This is a genomic window from Tsukamurella sp. TY48 (assembly GCF_019656655.1).
GTDB lineage: Bacteria > Actinomycetota > Actinomycetes > Mycobacteriales > Mycobacteriaceae > Tsukamurella > Tsukamurella strandjordii.
In genome coordinates, this window is sequence record NZ_BPMV01000001.1 from 1,192,956 (window position 1) to 1,214,278 (window position 21,323).

Genomic DNA, 21,323 nt, shown 5'->3' on the forward strand with positions numbered 1-21,323 from the left:
TAATCGGCGGCGTGAACACCGTGGTGGAGACCGAGTCGGGTGCCGTTCGCGGTGTGCTGCGCGGCGGGGTGCTGTCGTGGCGGGGCATCCCCTTCGCGGCGCCGCCGGTGGGTGCCCTGCGCTGGCGGGCGCCGCGCCCCGCACCGTCGTGGTCCGGGGTGCGCGAGGCCGACGACTTCCGCAATGCGGCCATCCAACATCCGAAGCAGACGCCGGTGGGCCTGCGCGAGTTCCAACCGGTGGACGAGGACTGCCTGACGCTGAACGTGGTGACCCCGGCGGCTCCGGCGGCCGCACCGCGCCCGGTGATGGTCTTCATCCATGGCGGCGCGTACCTCATGGGAAGCTCGGGAACTCCTCTGTATCTGGGGAATTCACTCGCCGAACGCGGCGATACCGTCTTCGTGTCGATCAACTACCGGCTGGCCGCGCTCGGCTGCCTGGACCTCACCGAGTTCTCCACCGCCGAGCGGCCGATCGACGGCAACCTGGCGCTGCGCGATCAGGTGGCGGCACTGCAGTGGGTGCAGCGCACCATCGCGGCCTTCGGCGGCGACCCCGGCAATGTCACCGTCTTCGGCGAGAGCGCGGGCGCCAACGCCGTCACCACGCTGCTCGCGACACCCGCCGCGCACGGACTGTTCCACCGCGCGATCGCGCAGAGTTCCGCGCCGCTGCTCACCGTGGACCGCGAGCTCGCGCGGTCGCGGGGCCGCGCCTTCGTCGACCTGCTGGGCGGCCCGTCCCGGCTCGGCACGGATGCGACCACCCTCTCGCGCACCGCACATCGGCTGGTGCGTGAGTCGGAACGGCAGCAGCCCGGTGTGGTGCCCTTCGGGCCGGTGATCGACGGTGACTACCTCCCCGAGGATCCGCTCGCCGCGATCGCGGCGGGTCGCGGCGCCCGCGTGCCGCTCATCATCGGCACGAACCGCGACGAGGGCACGATGTTCACGCGCAGTGGGGATCTCGCGAAGCCGGACGAGGAGACGATGGCGCGGGCCATCGAGTCGACGGTCGAACAACTGCGGGCCGTGGGCGCCGCCTACGCGGGTTTCCCCGGCCGCGCCGCCTGGCGGCGACTGTTCGGCGATCAGATCTTCTGGGCACCGTCGGTGCCGATCGCGCAGGCGCACAGCCGGTTCGCGCCCACCTTCATGTACCGCTACGACTACGTGCCCACCGCGATGCGCTTGGCCCGCCTGGGCGCCACCCACGCGACCGAGCTGCTGGCGGTGTTCGGCGCCTACAGCGGCCGGGCCGGAGTGCTCGCCGTGGGCGATCGAGCCACCGCCCGCCGGATCGAGACGCAGGTACAGGACCACTGGCTGAGTTTCGCGCGATCGGGCCGCCCGGGCGCGGCCTGGCCCGCGTACGACGCCGCCGCCCGCCGCACGATGGTCTTCGCCCCGACGTCCCGGATCGAGGACGACCCCGACGGTGCGCGGCGCCGCGCCTGGGAGGCCTCGGGGCTGCGCGGCACCACGGTGCCCGCGCAGGACCGCCTCGATCCCGCGGAGTGACCGGTCTCGCCCGACGACGACCTCGCCAGGCCGGTTACCGGCCGGTAGTGTCGGAAACATGACGAATCCGGCACCGTCTCCCGAACTGACCGCAGCGCTGCGCGCGATCCTCGACGGCCGGTGGGCCGAGACGAGGGACGTGGTCCGGCGACAGATCCAGGACCAGGGCGTGGTCCCCCGCGCGGGCCTGAGCCTGGACGAGTACCGCGAACTGGTGCTCGGACAGATGAAAGAAATGGTGCCGCTGGGCTTCCCGGCCGACGGTTTCCGCCCCGAACACGGCGGTACCGGCGATGTGGGCGCCGCGGTCACCGCGATCGAGACGCTGGGCTACGGCGACCTGTCGCTCATGGTCAAGGCGGGCGTGCAGTGGGGCCTGTTCGGCGGCGCCGTGGAGAACCTGGGCACCCAGTACCACCACGACAAGTACGTGCGCGGGCTGATCGACCTGGACGTCCTCGGCTGTTTCGCCATGACGGAGACGGGGCACGGCTCGAACGTGCAGGAGCTGGAGACCACCGCCACCTACCTGCCCGAGACCGGCGAGTTCGAGATCCACTCCCCCACTTCCAGCGCCCGCAAGGACTACATCGGCGGCGCGGGCAAGCACGCCCGGTACGCCTCCGTGTTCGCACAGCTGATCACGGGCGGTCCGGGCGAGGAGCCGGTGGGCCGCGGCGTGCACTGCTTCGTGGTGCCGATCCGCGACGAGAACGGCGAGGACCTGCCCGGCGTCACCACCTCCGACTGCGGCTACAAGGGCGGCCTGCCGGGCGTGGACAACGGCCGCATCGTCTTCGATCGCGTCCGGATCCCGCGCGCCGATCTGCTGAACCGCTACGCGGACGTCGCTGAGGACGGAACCTATTCCAGCCCCATCGAATCCGATAACCGCCGGTTCTTCACGATGCTCGGCACGCTGATCCGCGGCCGGGTCACGGTGGGTGCGGCGGCGGGTGCCGCCGGCCGCCTGGGCATCACGCTGGCCACCAAGTACGCGCTGGTGCGGCGCCAGTTCGACGCGCCGGGCGGCGAGGGCGAGTTGCTGCTGCTCGACTACCGCACCCATCAGCGCCGCCTGCTGCCGCTGGTGGCGCGGGCCTACGCCTTCGCTTTGGCGCAGAACGAGCTGACCGCCGAGCTGCACGAGTTGCAGACCGCCGATCCCGCGACGATCGACCCGGATTACAGCCGCGAGATCGAGGGCAAGGCCGCCGGGATCAAGGCCGGGCACACGCGCCTGGCCTCGGACGCCATCAGCGCGGCCCGCGAGGCCTGCGGCGGCGCCGGCTACATGTCGGAGAACCGGCTTCCCCTGCTGCGCGGCGATATCGACGTCTTCACCACCTTCGAGGGCGACAACCTGGTGCTCACCCAGCTGGTGGCCAAGGAGCAGCTCACCGCGTACGCCGCCGACGTCCAGGGCCTCGACGCCGTGGGCTGGGTGCGTTTCGTCGCCGAGATGGCCCGCGATGTGGTGCTGGAGAAGACCGCCGCGCGCCAGGTGGTGCAAACGCTCCTCGACGATTCGAACGAGGACACCGAGGAGAGCGACCTCACGCACCCGGGCACCCAGTTGCGCCTGCTGCGCAACCGGGAGAACCACCTGCTGCGCACCGCCGCCGACCGGATGCGCCGCGCGAAGGACCCCGACGAGGACCCGCTCGAGGTGTTCACCGAGACCCAGGACCACCTGATCAAGGTGGGCGAGGCGCACATCGAGCGCATAGTGCTGGAGACCTTCGTGGACGTGATCACCGATGTGACCGACCGCGAGACCCGCGATGCGCTCAAGCTGATGCGCAACCTGTACGTGTACTCGCTGCTGGAGCGCGATCTGGGCTGGTACCTGATGCACCGCCAGGTCTCGGTGGAGCGGGCCAAGGCCATCCGCCGCGGCGTCAACGAGCTGTGCGGCAAGGCGCGTCCGATCGCGGAGTCGCTCGTGGACGCCTTCGGCATCCCCGCCGTGGCGCTGGACGTGCCGATGCTCAACCCGGCCAACAGCGTCGCCGCGCCCTGACCGGCACTATCCTGTCGGTATGACCGAGCCCGAGGTGCCCGCGCGGCCGAGCTACGGCCCGGCCACGCGGGACCGTCCGGACATCAAGGCGGCCTTCCACTGGTTCCGGCAGATGCCGGAACTGCCCGACGGTGACCGTCGGCTGCTCGCGGTGATCGGCGAGGACGAGCTGGTGCTCGGCGCGTTCGACATCTGGCTGGAGGCCGATGCGGGCTGGCACACGCTGATCGTCACCGACCGGCGGCTGCTGCGCGCCGTCGGCAAGCCGGAGCCCGCGGTGTACGAGATGCCGCTGGGCACGGTGATCGGGGTCTCGAAGCAGGAGACCAAGGACGATCTGGTGCGGGTGAAGATCGTCGATCGCACCGGCCACTACTCGGTATGGGTGCGCTCGGACGTCTGGTACTACCGCTTCCTGGACATGCTCTGGTGGGCACGCAGCAGGCTGCCGCTCTCCCCTGCCCCGTCGCCGGAACCGGTGCGCGGCAGCGAGATCGAGGGACAGTTCGAGGCCTACACCGCGCTGCGCGCGCAGATCGACGCGGGCACGGTGCCGGAGTCCGAGATGGCTGCGCGGATGGCCGCCGTCTTCGGTGTGGCCGCCGCCGATCCGCCGGCGGAGCCCGGCTGGTCAGGGATGTAGCGACACCCTGCGCCACGGGCTCGACGGTGCCTCGAACAGGTCGTGGATCACCCGGGAGAGCCGCTTCTCCTCCGGTTCGACCTCGGCGATATCGCCGAGCGCCAGCCAGTAGGCGCGGCCGGCCAGGATCCCGTCAGAGAACATCTCCCAGTCGTGGTACTCGTCCTGCGCCCGGCGCAGCGCGGCGGACAGCAGCTCCCAGCCCTCGTCCTCGGCGATCATCCCCACGGTGACGGCCGAGCGGACCACGATCGGCACGCGGGCCAGGTCCCAGGACCGGATGTGCCGCGGCAGGTACTTATCGGCGGTGAGGTGCGTGACCAGGTTCATCGCGAACAGCCGGTACACGGCCTCGTAGGCGGTGAGCAGCGATCCGGGGGTGCGCCCGAGGACCGTCTCGCGCACCGCGAGGAAGCGGCGGTGGTCGTCGCGGGAGTGCGGCGCCGGGAGCTGTCGCCCGTCGCGCACGGCGGCGCCGGCCTTCTCGGCGAGCGGGTAGACCTCCTCGTACTCGGCGGTGTGCATCCCGTCCAGCAGCCGGGCGACGGTGCGCCGCAGGTCGACCGCGCTGGTGATCCCCCAGGAGTCCGACAGCGCCGCCGCGGCGCATCCGGTGGGGTCGCTCGGGTGGTGCAGGCAGTCGCGGCGGATGCTGTCGACGTAGTGCGCATCGCGGTCGACGTAGGCGCCGAGGGCGAGTGCACGCAGCCGGTCGTCGGCGATCGGTTCGCCGGTCCAGCGGTACTCGGCGCGTTTGTCGGTGCTCGGCCACAGGCTCACCGCGGGACGCTCGGTCATGGACTCAGGGTAGCGATCCGGGTGGCGCTATCGCTCGTCGATGTGGGCGCGCAGGGCGCGCACGGTCGCGAGCGCATCGGCGCCGGCGGGCAGCTCGTCCAGGCCTGTGGTGAGCGCGATGCCGAGGCAGGCGCCGCCGATCAGCCGGTCGGCGTACTCGATCGGGTCGCCCCAGGGCAGGAAGGGTTTGGCCACGAGGAGCGAGGCCACGCCGTGCACGATCGTGAGCATCTGCAGTGCGATGGGTCGCGGATCGCCGGGCGGGTAGTAGCCCTCGTCCTGCAGCCGGCGCACGGTGTCCTCGAGATGGCTGAACGCGGCGGCGTTGAGCACGGTGTCCACATCGGAGGCGGAGTCCGAGGGTGTCATCGCCGCGAGCCGGTACAGCTCGGGCGTGGCGAGCGCGAACCGCACGAAGGCGAGGCCCTGGGCGCGGGCGGCGTCGAGCGGCGTCGCGGCATCCGCCTCGGCGGCGGTCATCTCCTCGTCGAGTTGCCCGAGGTACCGGGCGACCACGGCGGTGAGCAGCGCCTCTTTATCGGCGTAGTGCAGGTAGATCGACGGTGGCGTGACGCCCACGCGGTTCGCGACGGCGCGGATCGACACCGCCTCGGCGTTGCCCGTCTCGATCAGCAGATCCGTTGCGGCGTCGAGGATATCGGTGCCCAGACGCTCACCGTCACCGCGCTTGGAACGCCGTCGCTTCTCCGCCGTCATCTAGGACTCCCGCAAGCCGATTCGATCGTGCAGGCGCCGCAGCGGCGCCGGTGCCCACCAGTTCCACGTTCCCGCCACTCTCATGAACGCGGGTACCAGAAGCATGCGGATGATGGTGGCGTCCAACAGTACCGCGATCATCATGCCCACGCCGAACATCTTCATGAAGGAGACACCGGCGAAGCCGATGGCCGCGAAGACGATCGCCATGAGCAGCGCCGCGGCGGTCACCACCCGCCCCGTGCGCGCGATCCCCATGGCGACGGCCTCGTCGTTGGCGTCCCGGTCCTGGACCGGCGAGTGGTCCCAGAACTCCTTGATCCGCGAGAGCAGGAAGACCTCGTAGTCCATGGACAGGCCGAAGGCGATGCAGAACATGAGCACCGGCATGTTGGCGATGATCGCCCCGGTCACGGTGGTGCCGAGACCACCGATCCAGCCCCACTGGAAGATCGCCACGAGCGCGCCGAACACGGCGGCCAGCGAGATCACGTTCATCACCAGCGCCTTGAGCGGCAGGATCACGCTGCCGGTGAGCAGGAACAGCAGGATGAACGTGGTCGCGGCGATCACCAACAGCACCGTGGGCAGCGTGTCCAGGATGGACTGCACCGAGTCGCGGTTGAGCTGGGCGGAGCCGCCGAACGAGGCTTCGGTGGGCGCCGGGACCTCGTGCAGCCGGTCGAGCTGGTCGGATGCGTCCGCGGACAGCGGGTCCAGCGTGGACGACACCGTGAACAGGGTGGTGCCGTTCGCGGCGCGGGCGGTGGGGTCGCCCTCGGCCACGCGATCGCCGCGCAGGTACGTGCCGGTCGGCGCGACGACGGCGCCGGTGGCCTCGACCCGCGAGAGCCGGGTGGCGTAGTCGGAGACGGCACCGTCGTCCACCGGGGTGGTGAGCACCACCGTGACCTGGCCGGCCGCGTCCTCGGCGAAGTCCGAGCGGATGGTGTCGCCCACCTGGTGCGAGGACGCCGATGTCGGCAGCACCCGATCGTCGGGGAATCCGAAATGGATGCTGAGAAAGGGGGTTCCGAGGAGGACGAGGAGTGCGGTGAGGGCCACGCCGACGGGGATGGCCCGGCTCAGCACGAGGCGGGTGATCCGGTAGAAGAGGCTGGCCTGCGGATCCGGTTCGGTGCGGGTGCGGCCGATCCGCAGGGCGTCCACGCGGTCGCCGAGCACGGTGAGGATCGCGGGCGTGAGGATCAGCGTCGCCAGTGCCGCGAAGAGCACCACCGCCACACCGGCGTAGGCGAAGGACCGCAGGAAGTACATCGGGAAGATCGCCATCGCGGCCAGCGAGAGACCCACGATCACGGCGGAGAAGATCACGGTGCGTCCCGCGGTGTTCATGGTGCGGCGCAGGGCTTGCGCGCGCAGGGTGTCCGGATCGTCGCCGCTCAGCCGTCCGGCGATCACCTCCTCGCGGTAGCGGCTGAGCACGAGCAGCGTGTAGTCGATGGCCAACGCGAGACCCATGGCGGTGGTGAGGTTCAGCGCGAAGATCGAGACATCGGTGAAATCAGTGAAGGCGCGCAGGATTCCGGTGGTCGCGATGATCGCGGCGATGCCGATCAGCACCGGGATCGCGGCGGCGATGAGGCCGCCGAACACCCAGACCAGCACGAGGAAGGTGATCGGGATGGCGACGGCCTCCGCGATCAGCAGGTCGCGCGAGGACTGCTCGTTGATCTGGTTGTAGCTGTAGCCCTGGCCGCCCGCGGTGACGGTCACCGAATCCGGCGGGGCGGGAAGCGAATCGACGATCTCCTTCGAGTTCTTCGGCGCCTTCGATTCACCGCCGGCGATGGAGGCCACGATCAGGGCGGTGCGCTTGTCCTCGCTGAGCAGCATGGGGGTGGGTGTGGAGAATCCGTCGACCACGCTCTCCACCCGGTCGTCGCCCCGGAGCGTGTCGATCACCGCACGGGCGTGCGCGGTGGCGGGCCCGGCGGCGGCACCGTCGGTGAGGGTCTGGCCCTCGGGGACGGCGACGGCGAGCACCAGGGGCAGTCCGCCGCGATGGAAGTCGCCGCTCATCCGGTCGTAGGTCCGCATGGCCTCGGCCTGCGGGTCGACGTAGCCGCCGGCCTGCAGCCGATCGGCCACGCCCGCGCCCGCGAGTCCGAGGCCCGCGAGGATGACGATGGCCAGGACGAGCACGAGGCGGGCCCGGCGGGCGACGAACCGCGTGACGGCGTCGATCATGGGTCGGCTCCTTCGACGAACCAGTTGTGTTATCGCCGTTAAGTTAACGTCGATAAGTCTGGGCCGTCAACCGCCCGGCACCGGGAATGAGAGGCAGTTCACACCGGGCGGGCTAGCACGGTCACTGTTTCATCACAACTCGGCTTCCCATCTACAGGAGCCGCGGTTGATATGCGATGGTTCAACCGGGCAAACTCCTCGCACCCCGCGCGGTGCGCGGAAGGAGCCCGGTGACCCGCTTGCTGGAATGGGGTGAGCGGTTCACCGGGTACGACGCCCTCAGACCCCGCCGAGCCGGTTCTCGCCGAGCGAGTGCATGAATCGGGGCCCCAGCAGCGCGAGTTCGCGGCGGTAGGGCTCCGCCCAGTCGCCGAACGGAACGTGGGCGAGGTACTCGTTGCGGAACCGGTCGTCCTCCGACACCTCGGTCACGCAGAAGTCCGGGATGGCGAGATCGGTCACGGGGCCGCCGCGCTCCACCTCGGCCATCACCAGCGGCGCATTGGCGCCGAGGAAATCGTCGACGATCCAACCGTCCTCGCCGAGCCACATGGAATAGCGGACCTTGGCGACCACGTGCTCGGCGCGGCGCACGATCTGACCGGCCACCATCGGATCCAGCTCGCGCTCGGCCTCGTACCGGGTGCCGGCCACGGCGGGCCCCTTCGCGGCCATCGTCCCGGTGGTCACCGTGCCCAGCGCGTCGACCAGCGCGCCCGGATCGTCGGTCAGTTCCGCCGGCGCGGGTCCCTGCACTCGCACGCGCACGGCGTAGCCGTCGGCGGCGAAGAGGTAGGCCTGCACGATCAGCGTGGGAGAGGGGTCCAGCGCAGCGGCCTCGGGGACCTCGGACACGAAGAACTTGCGCTCGAACTCGAAGTCCCCGAAACCCTGCTCAGACATGTCTCAACCGTAAAGGGTGCGGCGGCGGTTTCCGTGCACCGCTCAGACCAGCGTGTAGCCGGCCTCCTTGACGGCCGCCTCCACCTGGTCGCGGGTCAGCTCCCCCTCGCTGGCGACGGTGACGGCGCCGGTCTCGACGTTCACGTCGACGCCCGTGACGCCGCCGATCTCCGAGATCTCCTCGCGCACCGAGGACGCGCAGTGCCCGCAGGTCATGCCGGTCACGGTGTAGGTGGTCTCGACTGCCATGGTTGTCTCCTTCGTCGGCCGCGAACCTCCATCGTCGCGCGCTCCACCCTCGAAGGTATACCCCCTAGGGGTATCTAGCAACTACGCTGGGGCCATGCCCATCCCCGAGTACGTCCGCAGCATCCGCACCAAGATCGGCACCGACCTGCTCTGGCTCCCCGGCGTCGCGGCCGTGGTGGTCAACGAGGCCGGCGAAGTCCTGCTGGGCCGCCGCGCCGATACCGGCGAGTGGGCGTCGATCGCCGGCATCCTCGAACCCGGCGAGCAGCCCGCCGAGGCCATCGTGCGGGAGATCCGCGAGGAGGCCGGGGTGGAGGCCGAGGTCCTCGACCTGCTGTCGGTACGCACCGACGAGCCGGTCACCTATCCCAACGGCGATGTGGCGCAGTACCTCACGCTGCTGTACCTGTGCCGCTACCGCTCCGGCGAGGCGCACGTCGCCGACGACGAGTCGCTGGAGATCGCCTGGTTCTCCCCCGAGGCGCTGCCACCGATGTCCGTCCGGCAGACCGAGCGCATCCGCCGCGGCCTCTCCGCCCTGCGCGGCGACACCCACCCCACCTGGCAGCCCTGACCTCACGAATTCGGGTTCTGAAGGCGCACGCAGACACATCTGCCGCCGTGGCCCCGCTCAGCCCGAATTCGTGAAGCGAGTCCGGCCCCGGTGCCTCCCCGTGCGCACGATCGCGGTGATCTCCGCGAACACCGCGTCCCAATCGAACATCACATCGGCGTAGTCGATCCGCAGCACGCGGTAGTCGCCCAGGGTCGCTGCCCGGTCCCGGCGATTGTCCGCCCGGCGCTGCTCGTCGTTGTGGTGGGCTCGGCTGTCGCACTCGATGATCAGCTTGTCGCCGACCAGCAGGTCGACCCGCCCCACGTGAGCGATCTGCACCTGAGTCCGCACGCCCATGTGCGCGCGTCGCAGCCGGAACCGCACGATGGACTCGGTGCCGGATCCCGCCATCGGATCGAGCGCATCCAGAAGCGCGGACACCCGGCGTGGGGCACCGTCGAAACACTGCCGCAGATCACCGATCGAGTAGGGCCGGGGCATCCTGAGCGTGGAGTCGAGGACGGCGACCAGGTAGTCCGGCGCAAGACAGTTCGCGGCGCACTGCAGCGCAAGGGGCAACGGGTCGACCGCCCGAACGGGAGTGGCGAGCGGACGGTGCGCGCGGCACGGCGCCCCGCGAGCGACCCGATGCGCCGGCCACCGCAGATGCACACGCCGATCGGGTGGCACCCACACCGGCGTGAAGGCCAGCGCCGAGACACATGTCACCGTCGCGAACGCACGAACAGCGGCGACCACCTGCGGGCGAGCTGTCGATGTCGCGTACCACCCGGGACGGATCACGGTGAAAGCCCCGGCATGGCGCAGCCTGCTGATCTCGACCGGATCGGCGCCGAGTCCGAGCAGCCGCCGGCGGGAGATGACGCCGCCATCCGCGTGCCGGGCGATCAGATCGAGAGTGTCCATTTCCCGATCGTGCCGCCCGCTCCTCCGCGCACCTCGTCCCTGGAACTCCGCTGTGGAGAAAAGGCGGTTTCATACCCATCGCTGTGGACGGGCACCGCTCACGATGTCGTGTTCTACGAGGTCACACCCCCGTATTCGGCCGCGTCATCGAGTTGAAGCCGAATTCGTGAAGCGCCGGAACGCTACCGCGTGAGCAGCGGTTCGAGCGCCGCCCGCAGGGCGTAATCGTTGCGCGCCCACGCCTGCACGGTGGATCCGTCGGTCAGCTTCAGGCCCACGCCGTAGCGGCGCCGCGGGACCGCCGCCAGTTTGCCCATGGTGCGGGCGGAGCTCCACGCCGGGAAGTCCTCCGGCGTGGCCTTCTTGGGGTGATCGGGCGTCTTCCCGGGGAGGATCTCGGCGATCTCCGCGACCGGGATCGTCTCGTCGCCGCAGCGCAGTTCCTCCGCGGTCAGAGCGACGCTGATGTGGGTGCGCCCCGCCGTCACCTGCAGCCAGACGAACAGCTGGGCCAGCGCGCCCAGCAGCAGCCACATCCACCAGTCACCCCAGCGGCCGATGAGCACGCCCTGCGTCACGATCATCGCGACGGTGAAGACGGGCGCGATGAAGAGCCACACGCGGGACAGTCCGCGCTCGGAGTACAGCTCGCTCACGCGGCGGTCCCGGGCTTGAAGTAGGCCAGCGCCTCCCGGGAGTTACCTGCGATCACCGCGCCCACCACGGCGACGGCGGCCAGGATCGACGGCACCGCCACCGTCGCCTGATCGGTCTGGAAGGCCCAGATCCCCAGCATCACCACGAATCCCGCGACCAGCTGCAGCGCCACCCGCGTCCAGGACTGGCCGAGCCAATTCAGGTACACCAGGACCGCCACGCCGATCGCGACCAGCGCGGTGATCACCAGCGCCATGACGAACAGCGTGGTGTCGAACTTCTCGAAGGTCTCCAGCCCCGGCGACTTGTCCAGGTTGAAGCCCTCGGTCTTGCGGGCCTCGTCGTAGGCCCGGCGCAGTTCGGTGGAGCCGCGCACGGAGAAGGCCTCGGCGACGCGGGCCACCACGGAGGCGATGATCACGAAGATCCACAGCTGCACCGACAGCGTCACATCGTCGGGCCGCGGGCCGCGCTCGGGCTTCGGCGCGGGCGGCGGACCGGGCCAGCTCGGCGGCTGCGGGCCTGGACCGGGCCACACCGGGCCGGGCCAGCCGCCCTGCTGCGGACCCTGCTGCGGCCCCGTCACCACTGACCCCGCGCGATCCGCTGGGCCGCCTCGACGGCCCAGTAGCTGAGCACGATGTCGGCGCCGGCGCGGCGGATCGACAGCAGCGACTCGCGGACCGCGGCGTCACGGTCGATCCAGCCGTTCTGCGCGGCCGCGGTGATCATCGCGTACTCGCCCGAGATCTGGTAGGCGGCAACGGGAACGGGCGAGACGGCGGCCACATCGGAGAGCACGTCCAGGTAGCTCATGGCGGGCTTGACCATCACCAGGTCGGCGCCCTCCGCCAGGTCGAGTTCCAACTCGCGCAGCGATTCCCGGCGGTTCGCGGCGTCCTGCTGATAGGTGCGGCGATCGCCCTCCAGCGACGAGCCGACGGCCTCGCGGAACGGGCCGTAGAACGCGGAGGCGTACTTCGCGGTGTACGCGAACAGCGAGACGTCCTCGTGCCCGGCGGCGTCGAGCGATTCGCGGAGCACGCCGATCTGGCCGTCCATCATCCCCGACGGTCCGAGCATGTGGGCGCCCGCCTCGGCCTGCGCGACCCCCATCAGGGCGTACCGCTCCAGCGTGGCGTCGTTGTCCACCCGGCCCCGCTCATCGAGCACGCCGCAGTGACCGTGATCGGTGAACTCGTCCAGGCAGGTGTCGGCCATCAGCACCGTCGCATCGCCCAGGTCCTCGCGGAGCACCCGCAGCGCCCGGTTGAGCACACCGTCGGGATCCCAGGAGGCGCTGCCCTCGGCGTCCTTATCGGCATCGTCGGGCACACCGAACAGCATCAGCCCGCCCACACCGGCGCGGACGGCCTCCTCGGCCGCGGCACGCAGCGAATCCGTGGTGTGCTGGAGCACGCCCGGCATCGACGAGATCGGCACCGCGGCGTCGATCCCGTCCCGGACGAACATCGGCAACACCAGCTGCCGGGGCTCCAGCGAGACCTCGGCGACCAACCTGCGGACGGCGGGCGTGGTGCGCAGCCGTCGCGGCCGCACCTGCGGGAAACTCATGCCACCAGCCTACGTTCGGCGCGGGAAGCGGAGTGCGCGGGCCGCAGCTAGGACCGCGAGCGGCGCGGCTTCTTGCGCGGCGGGGGCAGCGTGCCCTCGGCGCGGAGCCGGGAGGCGTGCGCGGCCAGGGCCTCGACGAGGTCCTCCACCGACGCGGTCTCCGGCTGCACGTCCACGCGCAGGCCGAACTCGATCGCGGTCTCGGCCGTCTTCGGGCCGATGCACGCCACGATGGTGCGCGAGTGCGGCTTGCCCGCGATGCCCACCAGGTTGCGCACCGTGGAGCTCGAGGTGAAGCAGACCGCGTCGAAATCGCCGGTCTTGATCATCTCGCGGGTCGAGGCCGGGGGCGGCGCGGCGCGCACCGTGCGGTACGCCGTCACATCGTCGATCTCCCAGCCGCGGTCGCGCAGGCCCTCGGCGAGGGTCTCGGTGGCGATATCGGCGCGCGGCAACAGCACCCGGTTGACCGGATCGAAGACGTCGTCGAAGGGCGGGAAGACCTCGAGCATGCCGAGGCTCGACTGCTCGCCCGTGGGCAGCAGCTCGGGCTCGATGCCGAAGGCGCGCACCTTGGCGGCGGTCTGCTCGCCCACGCAGGCGATCTTCACACCGGAGAAGGCGCGGGCGTCCAGGCCGAACTCGATGAACTTCTCCCACACGGCGCGCACGGCGTTCGTGGAGGTGAAGACCACCCACTGGTAGCGGCCGTCGACGAGGCCCTTCACGGCCCGCTCCATCTGGGCGGGGCTGCGCGGGGGCTCGACCGCGATGGTCGGGACCTCCATCGGGATGGCGCCGTGACCGCGCAGGCGGTTCGACATGTCGGCGGCCTGATCCTTGGTGCGGGGCACCAGCACGGTCCAGCCGTACAGGGCGCGCGACTCCCACCAGGAGAGTTTGTTGCGGGTTCCCACGACCTTGCCCACGGTGACCACCAGCGCGCCCGGCAGGCCGGCGGCGACCTCGTTGAGCGTGGCCAGGGTGGCGTCCAGGGTCTTCTGCTTGCAGGTCGAGCCCTGGGTGGTGACCGCGACCGGGGTCTGCGGGGCCAGGCCGTTCTCCACCAGCGCGGAGGCGGCGTCGGCGAGGTGCTCGGCGGTCGCGCCCAGCACCAGGGGCGACGGGGCCGCGGCGAGCGCCGCCCAGTCCACCTCACCGCGCACATCGGCGACGGTGTGCGCCGACCCCAGCGCCATTCCGGCGTAGGCGGGCACGGCGGTGGCGGTCGACAGGCCCGGGATCACCTCGAAGGCGATCTGGGTGCGGGCCACGGCGTGGATCTCGGCGAGCACGGCGTCCGAGGACATCGGATCGCCGGCCACCAGCCGCACCACGTCCTGGCCGTGCCGGGCCTGCGTGAGCAGGGTCTTGGCGACCTCGGCCGGCTCGCCCAGCGCGGGCGCGACGGTGGCGGGGTTGCGGAAGGCGGGCTCGGCCTTGCGGCCCTTCGCGGTATCGGCGTCGGCGGCGTCACCGTCGGCCTCGACGGGCTCGGCCGGCAGCTCCACGCCCACCAGTTCCAGCACGGCGGCCGGAACGTCGGGGTCCGTGTAGACGGTGCGCGCCTGCGCGATAGTCTGCTGTGCACGCAGGGTGAGCAGTCCGGGGTCGCCCGGGCCGGAACCCACGAAGGTGATGCGTCCCGGCGCGGCGGCCTTACCCCGCGCGGGCTTGCTCACCTTCGCGGCGGCGGGGCGGCTGGACACCGTGTCGGCGTCGGCTGCCTTCGCGGACTGTGCAGTGCGGCTCATGTATCGGCTCCCAGTAGTCCTGTTAGCGGTGCGTGCGCGCGGCCGTGACCTAAGACCGCGTGCGCGCTGCGGGCAGGGCGCTCGTTCGAGGTGCTACGCGAGCAGTTCGCGTGCGCCCAGGTCGAGCAGCTCCCGTGCCAGCGCGATGCCCAGCGCGCCGGCGTCGCCCACCGGACCGACAGCGGAGGCTCGGACCGAATCGGAGCCGTCTGCCGCGAGCGCGATGCCGCGCAGTGACAGCTCCTCGAAGATCCGACCGTCGTCGTCGAGGGACTCGACGACTTCCGCGATCGCACCGACGGGCGCGGTGCAGCCGGCTTCCAGTTCGGCGAGCAGGGCTCGTTCGGCGGTGACCGCCGCGCGAGTCCAGTGATCGTCGAGCTCCGAGAGCACGGACTGCAGCTTCGCATCGCCTCGGCGGCACTCCACGGCGAGCGCGCCCTGGGCGGGCGCCGGAAGCATCTGCACCGGGTCGAGCGCCTCCGTCACCTCGTTATGGCGACCGATTCGCTTGAGTCCGGCGAGTGCGACCACGATCGCGTCGAGTTCGCCATCCGCGACTTTGCGTAACCGAGAATCAAGATTGCCTCGTAGGGGGCGGATTTCCAAACCCAGACCCAGTGCTGTAAGCTGCGTCGCCCGGCGCGGGCTGGAGGTGCCGATCACGGCGCCCGCGGGCAGCTCACCGAGCACCATGCCGTCGCGGGCCACGAGGGCGTCGCGGGAGTCCTCACGGGGCGGCACGGCGGCCAGCACGAGCCGATCGTCGGGGGCCGTCGGCAGGTCCTTGTAGGAGTGCACGGCCACGTCGACCTCGTCGTTCGCCAGCGCATCGCGCAGCGCGGAGGTGAAGACGCCGACGCCGATCTTCTCCACAGGGTCGGAGCTGAGGTCACCCGGCGTGGTCACGATGACCAGCTCGGCGGGGTGCCCGGCGGCGATCAGGGCGTCGCGCACGGTACCGGCCTGCGTGGTGGCCAGCAGCGAGCCACGCGTACCGATGCGGAGCGGGTTCGGCAGGGTGTCGGAGTCAGACACTTCGCTCGTCGGATCCTTCGGTTGCGGAGACGGCGCCCGTGGCGCCCGGCTTGAGTTCGAACAGCTCGCGCAGCGCCTCGGCGTACGAGTCGCCGCCCGGGGTGGCGGCGAGCTGCTTCACGCGCACCGTGGGGGCGTGCAGGAGCTTGTCGACGACGCGGCGCACCGTCTGCGCCACCTCGTCACGGTCGGTTCCCTCGAGGCCCGGCAGACGCGAATCCAGGCGCAGCAGTTCGGCTTCCACCACCTCGGCCGCGCGGCGACGCAGCGCCGTGACGGTGGGGGTCACCTCGGCCGAGCGTTGCGCCGAGAGGTACTCGGCCAGCTCGTCGAGGACGATCCGGCGCGCCTTCTCGGCGTCCTCCTCGGCGGCCTGGGTATCGGGCTCGCGGGAGAGCGCGTCGATGTCGATCACGGTGACGCCGGGCAGCCCGGCCACGGCGGGATCCACATCGCGGGGCAGGCCCAGATCGCACACCACGAGATCGGTGTCGACGGTGCGCTGCGCCAGCGCGGAGTGCACGTCCGCGAGGCTCACGACGCTGCCGACGGCGCCGGTGCACGCGATCAGCACATCGGCGTCGGCGAGGGCCACCACGAGGTCGTCCATGGCCACGCCGCGGGCGGCGGCGACGCCACCGTCGAGGGCGGCCTGGGCGAGGCGGTCGGCCTTGTCCTGCGTGCGGTTGGCGACGGTGACGTCGGCGGCTCCCGCGCGGGCCAGGTGCGCCACGGCGAGGCCGCCCATCGCCCCGGCGCCCACGACGAGGGCGCGGCCGATGTCGGCGCCCTGCGGGGCGAGCACGGCGCGAGCGCGGTCCAGGGCCACGGAGACCACCGAGGCGCCGGCCTTGTCGATGCCGGTGTCGGTGTGCACCCGCTTGCCCACGTGCAGGGCGCGCTGCGCCAGGTCATGGATGACGCGGCCGGCCACCTGATGCTCGTCGGAGGCGGCGTAGGCGCCGCGGATCTGGCCGAGGATCTGCTGCTCCCCCACGACCATCGAGTCGAGGCCGCTGGCCACCGAGAACAGGTGCTGCACGGCCGCCTCGGAGTACCGGACGAAGGCGTGCTTGCTCAGATCGTTGATGGTGAGCCCGGAGCGCTGCGAGAGGACGTCGGAGACGGCCTCGAGCGCGGGGTGGAAGGCCTCGACGACGGCGTAGATCTCCACGCGGTTGCAGGTGGTGACCACCATGACCTCGTCGATGTGGGGCGACTCCATGAGCTGCGCCAGCACCTTGGGGCGATCGGTCTCGGTGATAGCCAATCGCTCAAGGACCGACACCGGCGCGCTGCGGTGCGACGCGCCGAACAGCAGAACCGACACCCTGACTGCTCCTTCGCAGAACTCACGCGGGAACTACAGAACGTAGTTTGTCCCGTTACCTGCACGGTACCCCCGATCGGCCGCTGAGGGAAAACGCGCGCAGGCTTACCTATCCCCCACGCCCGGTGTTAACGGGCGTTCACGCCGCGAGATCGGCGCGCAGCCGCGCCGCGTCGACCTCCCAGTAGCTGTGCTGCTCACCGTCGAGCAGCACCACCGGCAGCATGTCGCCGTATTCGGCGCGCAGCTCGTTGTTGCCGGGGGCGTCGACGTCCACCTGCAGGTATTCGACGGTGCGCTGATCGCGCGCGAGCTCCGCGAGGAGCTCGGTGAGCTCCTCGTGGGCGCGGGCGCACATGCCGCAGCCCTCGCGGGTGAGCAGGGTGACGGTGGGAAACGCTGCCATGTGTCGAGTGTCCCACCCGGCGCTCGGCGCGCGCCGCTAAGGTTGAGAGACATCAGTCGCGAGTGGGAGGTGGCCAGTGTCAGACCAGGCCAGCGCCGAAGAGATTCGGCAGAGCGAGGCGGGCGAGGCGAGTGCCGACGCCGCCCATTCCCTGCTGCTCGAGAAGGAGGGCCGCGAAGAGGGGGCGGTTCCACCCGATCTCACCGCGGCGGCGTTCTTCGACGTGGACAACACCATGGTCCAGGGCGCGTCCATCGTGCACTTCGCTCGCGGCCTCGCGGCACGCAACTACTTCAGCTACTCCGATCTGGCGTCGGCGATCTGGGCGCAGGCCAAGTTCCGGCTCACCGGCAAGGAGAACAGCGACGACGTGGCCGCCGGCCGCGAGAAGGCGCTGTCCTTCATCGCCGGCCGGTCCACCGAGGAGCTCAAGGCCGTCGGCGAGGAGATCTACGACGAGATCATCGCCGACAAGATCTGGCCCGGCACCCGCGCGCTGGCGCAGATGCACCTCGATGCCGGCCAGCAGGTGTGGCTGGTGACCGCCACCCCGGTGGAGCTGGCGCAGACCATCGCCGACCGGCTGGGGCTCACCGGCGCGCTCGGCACCGTCGCCGAATCGCAGGACGGGGTGTTCACCGGCAAGCTCGTGGGCGACATCCTGCACGGCCTGGGCAAGGCGCACGCCGTCCGGTCGCTGGCGATCCGGGAGGGCCTGAACCTCAAGCGCTGCACCGCCTACAGCGATTCCCACAACGACGTGCCGATGCTCTCGCTGTGCGGCACGGCCGTGGCCATCAACCCCGATTCGGATCTGCGTGAGGTGGCGCGGGTGCGGGGCTGGGAGATCCGCGACTACCGCACCGGCCGCAAGGCCGCGAAGATCGGCGTCCCCACCGCGTTGGGCGTGGGCGTGGCCGTCGGCGGCGCCGCCGCGCTGATCAAGCACTTCAGCGACAACTGATTCCGCCCCGCCGAGGGGTGTGGCCGTTCTCGCGCGTTATGCAGGTTCTGCATACCCGCCCGGTCCCGCCGTCGAAACTGCGATTCGGTACGCCGAGGGCCGCTGTCGCGGATATTTCCGCAGTCTCGACGGTGCACCTGCCGTTGAATCTGCTCCTCTCCGGGAGCAGCCGCGGGATCAGAAGTCCTGGAAGATGTTCTTCCGGCGGGCGAGGATGCGGTACAGCGACTGCTGGATGGTCTCGCGCACGTTGTCGGTGAGCTCGAAGACCACCATCGGATCGTCGGCATCCGCCTCGGCGTAGGTGTCCGTGGGGATGGGCTCGCCGAACTCGATGTGCCACTTGGACGGCAGCGGCACCATGCCCAGCGGGCCGAGCCACGGGAACAGCGGCGTGATCGGCGCGTAGGGCAGGCCCAGCAGCCGGGCGATCGGCTTCACATCGGCCAGCATCGGGTAGGTCTCCTCGGCGCCCACGATGGACACCGGGATGATCGGGACCTGCGCCTTGATCGCGGCGGTCACGAAGCCGCCGCGTCCGAACCGCTGCAGCTTGTACCGATCCCGGTACAGCTTGCCGATGCCCTTGAAACCCTCGGGCCACACAGCCACCAGTTCGCCCTGGGTGAGCAGGGATTCGGCGTCGGCGTTGCAGGCGACGGTGGCGCCCAGCTTGCGCGCCACCTCACCGATCACCGGGTACTCGAAGGCCAGATCGGCGGCCAGCAGCCGCAGGTGCCGGTCGTCGGGATGGTTGTCGTGCACGGCCACCGAGGTCATCAGGCCGTCCAGCGGGATCACGCCGGAGTGGTTGGCCACCAGCAGCGCGCCACCCTCGCGGGGCAGGTTCTCGGCACCGGAGGTGTCCACCCGGAACCACTTGTCGTACACGGGACGCAGCGCCGGCAGGAAGACCGCATCCGTGAGGTGCGGGTCGAAGCCGAAGCGATCGATGTCGTAGTCGCCGGTGAGCCGCTCGCGAACGAAGGCGGCACCGTCGATCACGGACTCGGCGGCACGCTCGCGCCACCCGGCCCCGGGCTCGGCGGGCTGCGGCGGCTCGGGCATGAACTCGGGGTTGAGGGCGTGCACGGTGGCGCTGCCGGACCGTGCTTCGGTGGCCGGTCCGCCGGTGAGCGACGACGGGTGCCGCTGCTGCGCCCGCTCGCGGCCGGCGCGCTGGGTGTCGATGGACACGGGCAACTGCAGCACCTTCGCGTGCTGTGAGCCTGAAGCGTTCGTCATCTGCTTCCCTACCGCCTAGCCGTGCCGTACTCGTGCATCGATCCCGGCGAACCGCCGGGCCAGTGAGGCCACCCGCTGTTCCACCGCCAGGATCGAGTCCACCCCGATTGTAGGTTCTATCGGCCCGTGGCGCGTGATGTCTTCCATTGCCTGCCGGGTGGTGAAGCGCGGAGTGAAGCCGAGTTCGTCGCGCATCCGCGCGGTGTCGAAGGCGTTCCCGTAGGTCAGGAAGTCCAACTGCACCCGGTTGTCGTTGGCGCCGCCGCGGCCGCGGATGGCGGAGACGGTGGGCCCGAAGGTCGATCGCAGCACCGGGATCGGCACTCGCCCGGCCAGCCGGATGGCCTGCGACATCGAAATGGCACCGTCGCCGGCGATGTTGAACGTGCCGGGACGGCCGGCCACCACGGCGTGCTCCAGGGCGCCGAGGGCGTCGTCCTGGTGCAGCAGCTGCAGCCGGGCGTCGCGGCCCAGGATCGAGGGCACCATGGGCCGCTCGAACAGCGAGCGCAGCAGCGTCTCGATGTTCGGCCCCAGGATGGGCGCCATGCGCAGGATCGTGAGGTCCAGATCGGAACGGCGGCGGGCCATGCTGCGGGCGTAGGCCTCGGCGTCCAGCAGATCGCGCGGGTGCCCGTTGGCGGCCATCCCGCTCACCAGGTCCTCGGTGAGCAGCGCGGCGTTGCGCGGCCGCGAGCCGTAGACCTGCGTGGACGACCGCATGACCACGCGCTTGACGGTCTCGGACTTCTGGCAGGCGGCGAACACCCGCATCGACCCGAAGACGATCGCGTCCTTGGTGGAGGCCGACGGGAAGTGGTTGTCGATCACCGAGGTGGCGCCGTGCACCACCGTGTCCACCTCGTTGGTGGCCATGATCTTGCCGAAGATGTGGCTGCGGTAGTCGACGCGGATGAACTCGGCGGGTTCCATCCGGCGGTGCATCGCCTTGGTGGGCGGCACGGCGTCCACACCGATCACGCGCTCGATGTCCGGACGCTGGGCGAGCCGGCGCACCAAATACCCACCGAGGAAGGTGGACGCGCCCGTCACCATGACGACACGCGGCCCCGTGGGTCCTGCGGTGGCCGAATCACTCATTACTGAAGGGTAACCGGAACACGAAAGAACCCGTCCGGTACCGGGCGGGTTCTTTCGAGATTGTGACGCGGAGGCCGTGGAACAGTCGATCCCAAGCCGCCGTGGCGCTTATTTGCCGAGTTTCCTACGCTGCACGCGGGTGCGGCGGAGCAGCTTGCGGTGCTTCTTCTTCGACATGCGCTTGCGGCGCTTCTTGATCACTGAACCCATGGGTTCCTCACGTCTCTCTATCGATGTGACTGAAGTTTTCTTCGGCGCGGCGGGCGGACGGACACGCCCGCGTTACACGCAACAGGCTTCCACTCTACCCGTAGCCTCGACGCACGCGAAATCCACCCGGGACTCGGGCGTCGATCCGCCCGCGAGGCCACCGCACGGGCTCAGGGCCCGCGACGGGCTATCCGGCGTCGAAGAACGAGGTCTGAAGGTAATCGTGCACGGCCTTCTCGTGCACGCGGAACGAGCGGCCGACGCGGACCGCCGGGAGCTCACCGTTGTGCACCAGGCGGTACACCGTCATCTTCGAGACCCGCATCAAGGTGGCCACTTCGGCCACCGTCAGGAACGAGGAACCGGCAGCAGCGGGCTGAGCCGTTGCGCCGATCTCGGCGGGCTTGCTGTTCTTGTTTGCAGACGCCATGTAATCCCTAACCTCCGGCACATGTCGCGCCGCCGGCTTCCCCTCCGGCGGACCTGACACGCA

Annotated in this window: 22 protein-coding genes; 5 read left to right on the top strand and 17 right to left on the bottom strand. The window is 70.5% G+C overall.

From position 1 onward, the window contains the following. The first annotated feature begins 11 nt into the window (after positions 1-11). The 3 genes from TTY48_RS05850 to TTY48_RS05860 are packed head-to-tail and all read left to right on the top strand — an operon-like array spanning position 12 to position 4,189. Entirely contained in the window at positions 12-1,523 is a 1,512-nt protein-coding gene (locus TTY48_RS05850; protein WP_220656608.1) for a carboxylesterase/lipase family protein, read from the top strand. A 58-nt stretch (positions 1,524-1,581) separates the two neighbouring features. Then, a complete protein-coding gene (locus TTY48_RS05855) occupies positions 1,582-3,546 on the top strand; it encodes an acyl-CoA dehydrogenase (RefSeq protein ID WP_220656609.1) in 1,965 nt (654 codons plus the stop codon). 19 nt (positions 3,547-3,565) lie between these two features. Next, positions 3,566-4,189, top strand: coding sequence for a hypothetical protein (locus tag TTY48_RS05860; protein ID WP_220656610.1), 624 nt, complete (start codon positions 3,566-3,568; stop codon positions 4,187-4,189). On the opposite strand, the gene TTY48_RS05865 is transcribed toward TTY48_RS05860, so the two are convergent. The 5 genes from TTY48_RS05865 to TTY48_RS05885 all read right to left on the bottom strand — a co-directional run bounded on the left by TTY48_RS05865 (position 4,178) and on the right by TTY48_RS05885 (position 9,067). After that, positions 4,178-4,987 carry a DUF1266 domain-containing protein gene (locus tag TTY48_RS05865; protein ID WP_220656611.1) on the bottom strand — a complete coding sequence of 270 codons (810 nt, stop codon included), beginning with the start codon at positions 4,985-4,987 and terminating at the stop codon, positions 4,178-4,180. The two genes, TTY48_RS05860 and TTY48_RS05865, sit on opposite strands and share 12 nt — an antisense overlap. A gap of 27 nt (positions 4,988-5,014) precedes the next feature. Beyond that, positions 5,015-5,704, bottom strand: a complete 690-nt coding sequence (locus tag TTY48_RS05870) for a TetR/AcrR family transcriptional regulator (RefSeq protein WP_220656612.1) — start codon at positions 5,702-5,704, stop codon at positions 5,015-5,017. Beyond that, positions 5,705-7,915 (bottom strand): MMPL family transporter, encoded by a 2,211-nt coding sequence (locus TTY48_RS05875; RefSeq protein ID WP_220656613.1) that lies wholly within the window; start codon positions 7,913-7,915, stop codon positions 5,705-5,707. It abuts the gene before it with no gap. 279 nt (positions 7,916-8,194) lie between these two features. After that, a complete protein-coding gene (locus TTY48_RS05880; protein WP_220656614.1) occupies positions 8,195-8,818 on the bottom strand; it encodes a hypothetical protein in 624 nt (207 codons plus the stop codon). Between the two features lie 42 nt (positions 8,819-8,860). Beyond that, positions 8,861-9,067, bottom strand: a complete 207-nt coding sequence (locus tag TTY48_RS05885; RefSeq protein ID WP_220656615.1) for a heavy-metal-associated domain-containing protein — start codon at positions 9,065-9,067, stop codon at positions 8,861-8,863. A gap of 94 nt (positions 9,068-9,161) precedes the next feature. On the opposite strand from TTY48_RS05885, the gene TTY48_RS05890 reads away from it, so the two are divergent. Then, on the top strand, positions 9,162-9,641 hold the full coding sequence (locus TTY48_RS05890; RefSeq protein WP_220656616.1) for an NUDIX domain-containing protein: 480 nt from the start codon (positions 9,162-9,164) through the stop codon (positions 9,639-9,641). Positions 9,642-9,698: 57 nt separating this feature from the next. Here the strand turns inward: TTY48_RS05890 and TTY48_RS05895 are convergent, their stop codons facing one another. The 8 genes from TTY48_RS05895 to TTY48_RS05930 all read right to left on the bottom strand — a co-directional run bounded on the left by TTY48_RS05895 (position 9,699) and on the right by TTY48_RS05930 (position 17,310). Beyond that, complete coding sequence (locus TTY48_RS05895; RefSeq protein WP_220656617.1) at positions 9,699-10,550, bottom strand: endonuclease domain-containing protein; 852 nt, start codon at positions 10,548-10,550, stop codon at positions 9,699-9,701. A gap of 182 nt (positions 10,551-10,732) precedes the next feature. Further along, positions 10,733-11,206: a DUF3093 family protein gene (locus tag TTY48_RS05900; protein ID WP_220656618.1), complete on the bottom strand. Its 474-nt coding sequence runs from the start codon at positions 11,204-11,206 to the stop codon at positions 10,733-10,735. Continuing rightward, positions 11,203-11,793: a hypothetical protein gene (locus TTY48_RS05905; protein ID WP_220656619.1), complete on the bottom strand. Its 591-nt coding sequence runs from the start codon at positions 11,791-11,793 to the stop codon at positions 11,203-11,205. Before TTY48_RS05905 ends, TTY48_RS05900 begins: the two co-directional genes overlap by 4 nt. Further along, complete coding sequence (gene hemB / locus TTY48_RS05910; protein WP_220656620.1) at positions 11,790-12,782, bottom strand: porphobilinogen synthase; 993 nt, start codon at positions 12,780-12,782, stop codon at positions 11,790-11,792. The genes TTY48_RS05905 and hemB overlap by 4 nt, the downstream gene beginning before the upstream one ends. A 47-nt stretch (positions 12,783-12,829) precedes the next feature. After that, complete coding sequence (locus TTY48_RS05915) at positions 12,830-14,536, bottom strand: bifunctional uroporphyrinogen-III C-methyltransferase/uroporphyrinogen-III synthase (protein WP_255585521.1); 1,707 nt, start codon at positions 14,534-14,536, stop codon at positions 12,830-12,832. Positions 14,537-14,629: 93 nt separating this feature from the next. Beyond that, positions 14,630-15,574, bottom strand: a complete 945-nt coding sequence (gene hemC / locus TTY48_RS05920) for a hydroxymethylbilane synthase (RefSeq protein WP_255585523.1) — start codon at positions 15,572-15,574, stop codon at positions 14,630-14,632. After that, positions 15,567-16,904 carry a glutamyl-tRNA reductase gene (locus tag TTY48_RS05925; RefSeq protein WP_220656621.1) on the bottom strand — a complete coding sequence of 446 codons (1,338 nt, stop codon included), beginning with the start codon at positions 16,902-16,904 and terminating at the stop codon, positions 15,567-15,569. The genes hemC and TTY48_RS05925 overlap by 8 nt, the downstream gene beginning before the upstream one ends. A gap of 139 nt (positions 16,905-17,043) precedes the next feature. Beyond that, positions 17,044-17,310 (bottom strand): glutaredoxin family protein, encoded by a 267-nt coding sequence (locus TTY48_RS05930; RefSeq protein WP_220656622.1) that lies wholly within the window; start codon positions 17,308-17,310, stop codon positions 17,044-17,046. Between the two features lie 76 nt (positions 17,311-17,386). Here TTY48_RS05930 and TTY48_RS05935 point away from each other — a divergent pair, with 76 nt between their 5' ends. Then, entirely contained in the window at positions 17,387-18,274 is an 888-nt protein-coding gene (locus TTY48_RS05935; RefSeq protein WP_220656623.1) for an HAD family phosphatase, read from the top strand. Between the two features lie 177 nt (positions 18,275-18,451). Here the strand turns inward: TTY48_RS05935 and TTY48_RS05940 are convergent, their stop codons facing one another. The 4 genes from TTY48_RS05940 to TTY48_RS05955 form a co-directional block, all read right to left on the bottom strand. Continuing rightward, positions 18,452-19,519 carry a lysophospholipid acyltransferase family protein gene (locus TTY48_RS05940; RefSeq protein WP_220656624.1) on the bottom strand — a complete coding sequence of 356 codons (1,068 nt, stop codon included), beginning with the start codon at positions 19,517-19,519 and terminating at the stop codon, positions 18,452-18,454. 15 nt (positions 19,520-19,534) lie between these two features. Beyond that, positions 19,535-20,620: an NAD-dependent epimerase/dehydratase family protein gene (locus TTY48_RS05945; protein ID WP_220656625.1), complete on the bottom strand. Its 1,086-nt coding sequence runs from the start codon at positions 20,618-20,620 to the stop codon at positions 19,535-19,537. A gap of 108 nt (positions 20,621-20,728) precedes the next feature. Beyond that, positions 20,729-20,830, bottom strand: coding sequence for a 30S ribosomal protein bS22 (locus tag TTY48_RS05950; RefSeq protein ID WP_003402602.1), 102 nt, complete (start codon positions 20,828-20,830; stop codon positions 20,729-20,731). Between the two features lie 187 nt (positions 20,831-21,017). Beyond that, complete coding sequence (locus TTY48_RS05955) at positions 21,018-21,260, bottom strand: helix-turn-helix domain-containing protein (RefSeq protein ID WP_220656626.1); 243 nt, start codon at positions 21,258-21,260, stop codon at positions 21,018-21,020. Positions 21,261-21,323: the final 63 nt, after the last annotated feature.

Bases quoted from the DNA above. Each gene is read 5' to 3' on its own strand.
- TTY48_RS05885 (WP_220656615.1), bottom strand. From the start codon at position 9,067: ATGGCAGTCGAGACCACCTACACCGTGACCGGCATGACCTGCGGGCAC.
- TTY48_RS05865 (WP_220656611.1), bottom strand. From the start codon at position 4,987: ATGACCGAGCGTCCCGCGGTGAGCCTGTGGCCGAGCACCGACAAACGC.
- TTY48_RS05940 (WP_220656624.1), bottom strand. From the start codon at position 19,519: ATGACGAACGCTTCAGGCTCACAGCACGCGAAGGTGCTGCAGTTGCCC.
- TTY48_RS05880 (WP_220656614.1), bottom strand. From the start codon at position 8,818: ATGTCTGAGCAGGGTTTCGGGGACTTCGAGTTCGAGCGCAAGTTCTTC.
- TTY48_RS05955 (WP_220656626.1), bottom strand. From the start codon at position 21,260: ATGGCGTCTGCAAACAAGAACAGCAAGCCCGCCGAGATCGGCGCAACG.
- TTY48_RS05875 (WP_220656613.1), bottom strand. From the start codon at position 7,915: ATGATCGACGCCGTCACGCGGTTCGTCGCCCGCCGGGCCCGCCTCGTG.
- TTY48_RS05930 (WP_220656622.1), bottom strand. From the start codon at position 17,310: ATGGCAGCGTTTCCCACCGTCACCCTGCTCACCCGCGAGGGCTGCGGC.
- TTY48_RS05890 (WP_220656616.1), top strand. From the start codon at position 9,162: ATGCCCATCCCCGAGTACGTCCGCAGCATCCGCACCAAGATCGGCACC.
- TTY48_RS05860 (WP_220656610.1), top strand. From the start codon at position 3,566: ATGACCGAGCCCGAGGTGCCCGCGCGGCCGAGCTACGGCCCGGCCACG.
- TTY48_RS05950 (WP_003402602.1), bottom strand. From the start codon at position 20,830: ATGGGTTCAGTGATCAAGAAGCGCCGCAAGCGCATGTCGAAGAAGAAG.
- TTY48_RS05945 (WP_220656625.1), bottom strand. From the start codon at position 20,620: ATGAGTGATTCGGCCACCGCAGGACCCACGGGGCCGCGTGTCGTCATG.
- TTY48_RS05915 (WP_255585521.1), bottom strand. From the start codon at position 14,536: ATGAGCCGCACTGCACAGTCCGCGAAGGCAGCCGACGCCGACACGGTG.
- hemB (WP_220656620.1), bottom strand. From the start codon at position 12,782: ATGAGTTTCCCGCAGGTGCGGCCGCGACGGCTGCGCACCACGCCCGCC.
- TTY48_RS05870 (WP_220656612.1), bottom strand. From the start codon at position 5,704: ATGACGGCGGAGAAGCGACGGCGTTCCAAGCGCGGTGACGGTGAGCGT.
- TTY48_RS05895 (WP_220656617.1), bottom strand. From the start codon at position 10,550: ATGGACACTCTCGATCTGATCGCCCGGCACGCGGATGGCGGCGTCATC.
- TTY48_RS05855 (WP_220656609.1), top strand. From the start codon at position 1,582: ATGACGAATCCGGCACCGTCTCCCGAACTGACCGCAGCGCTGCGCGCG.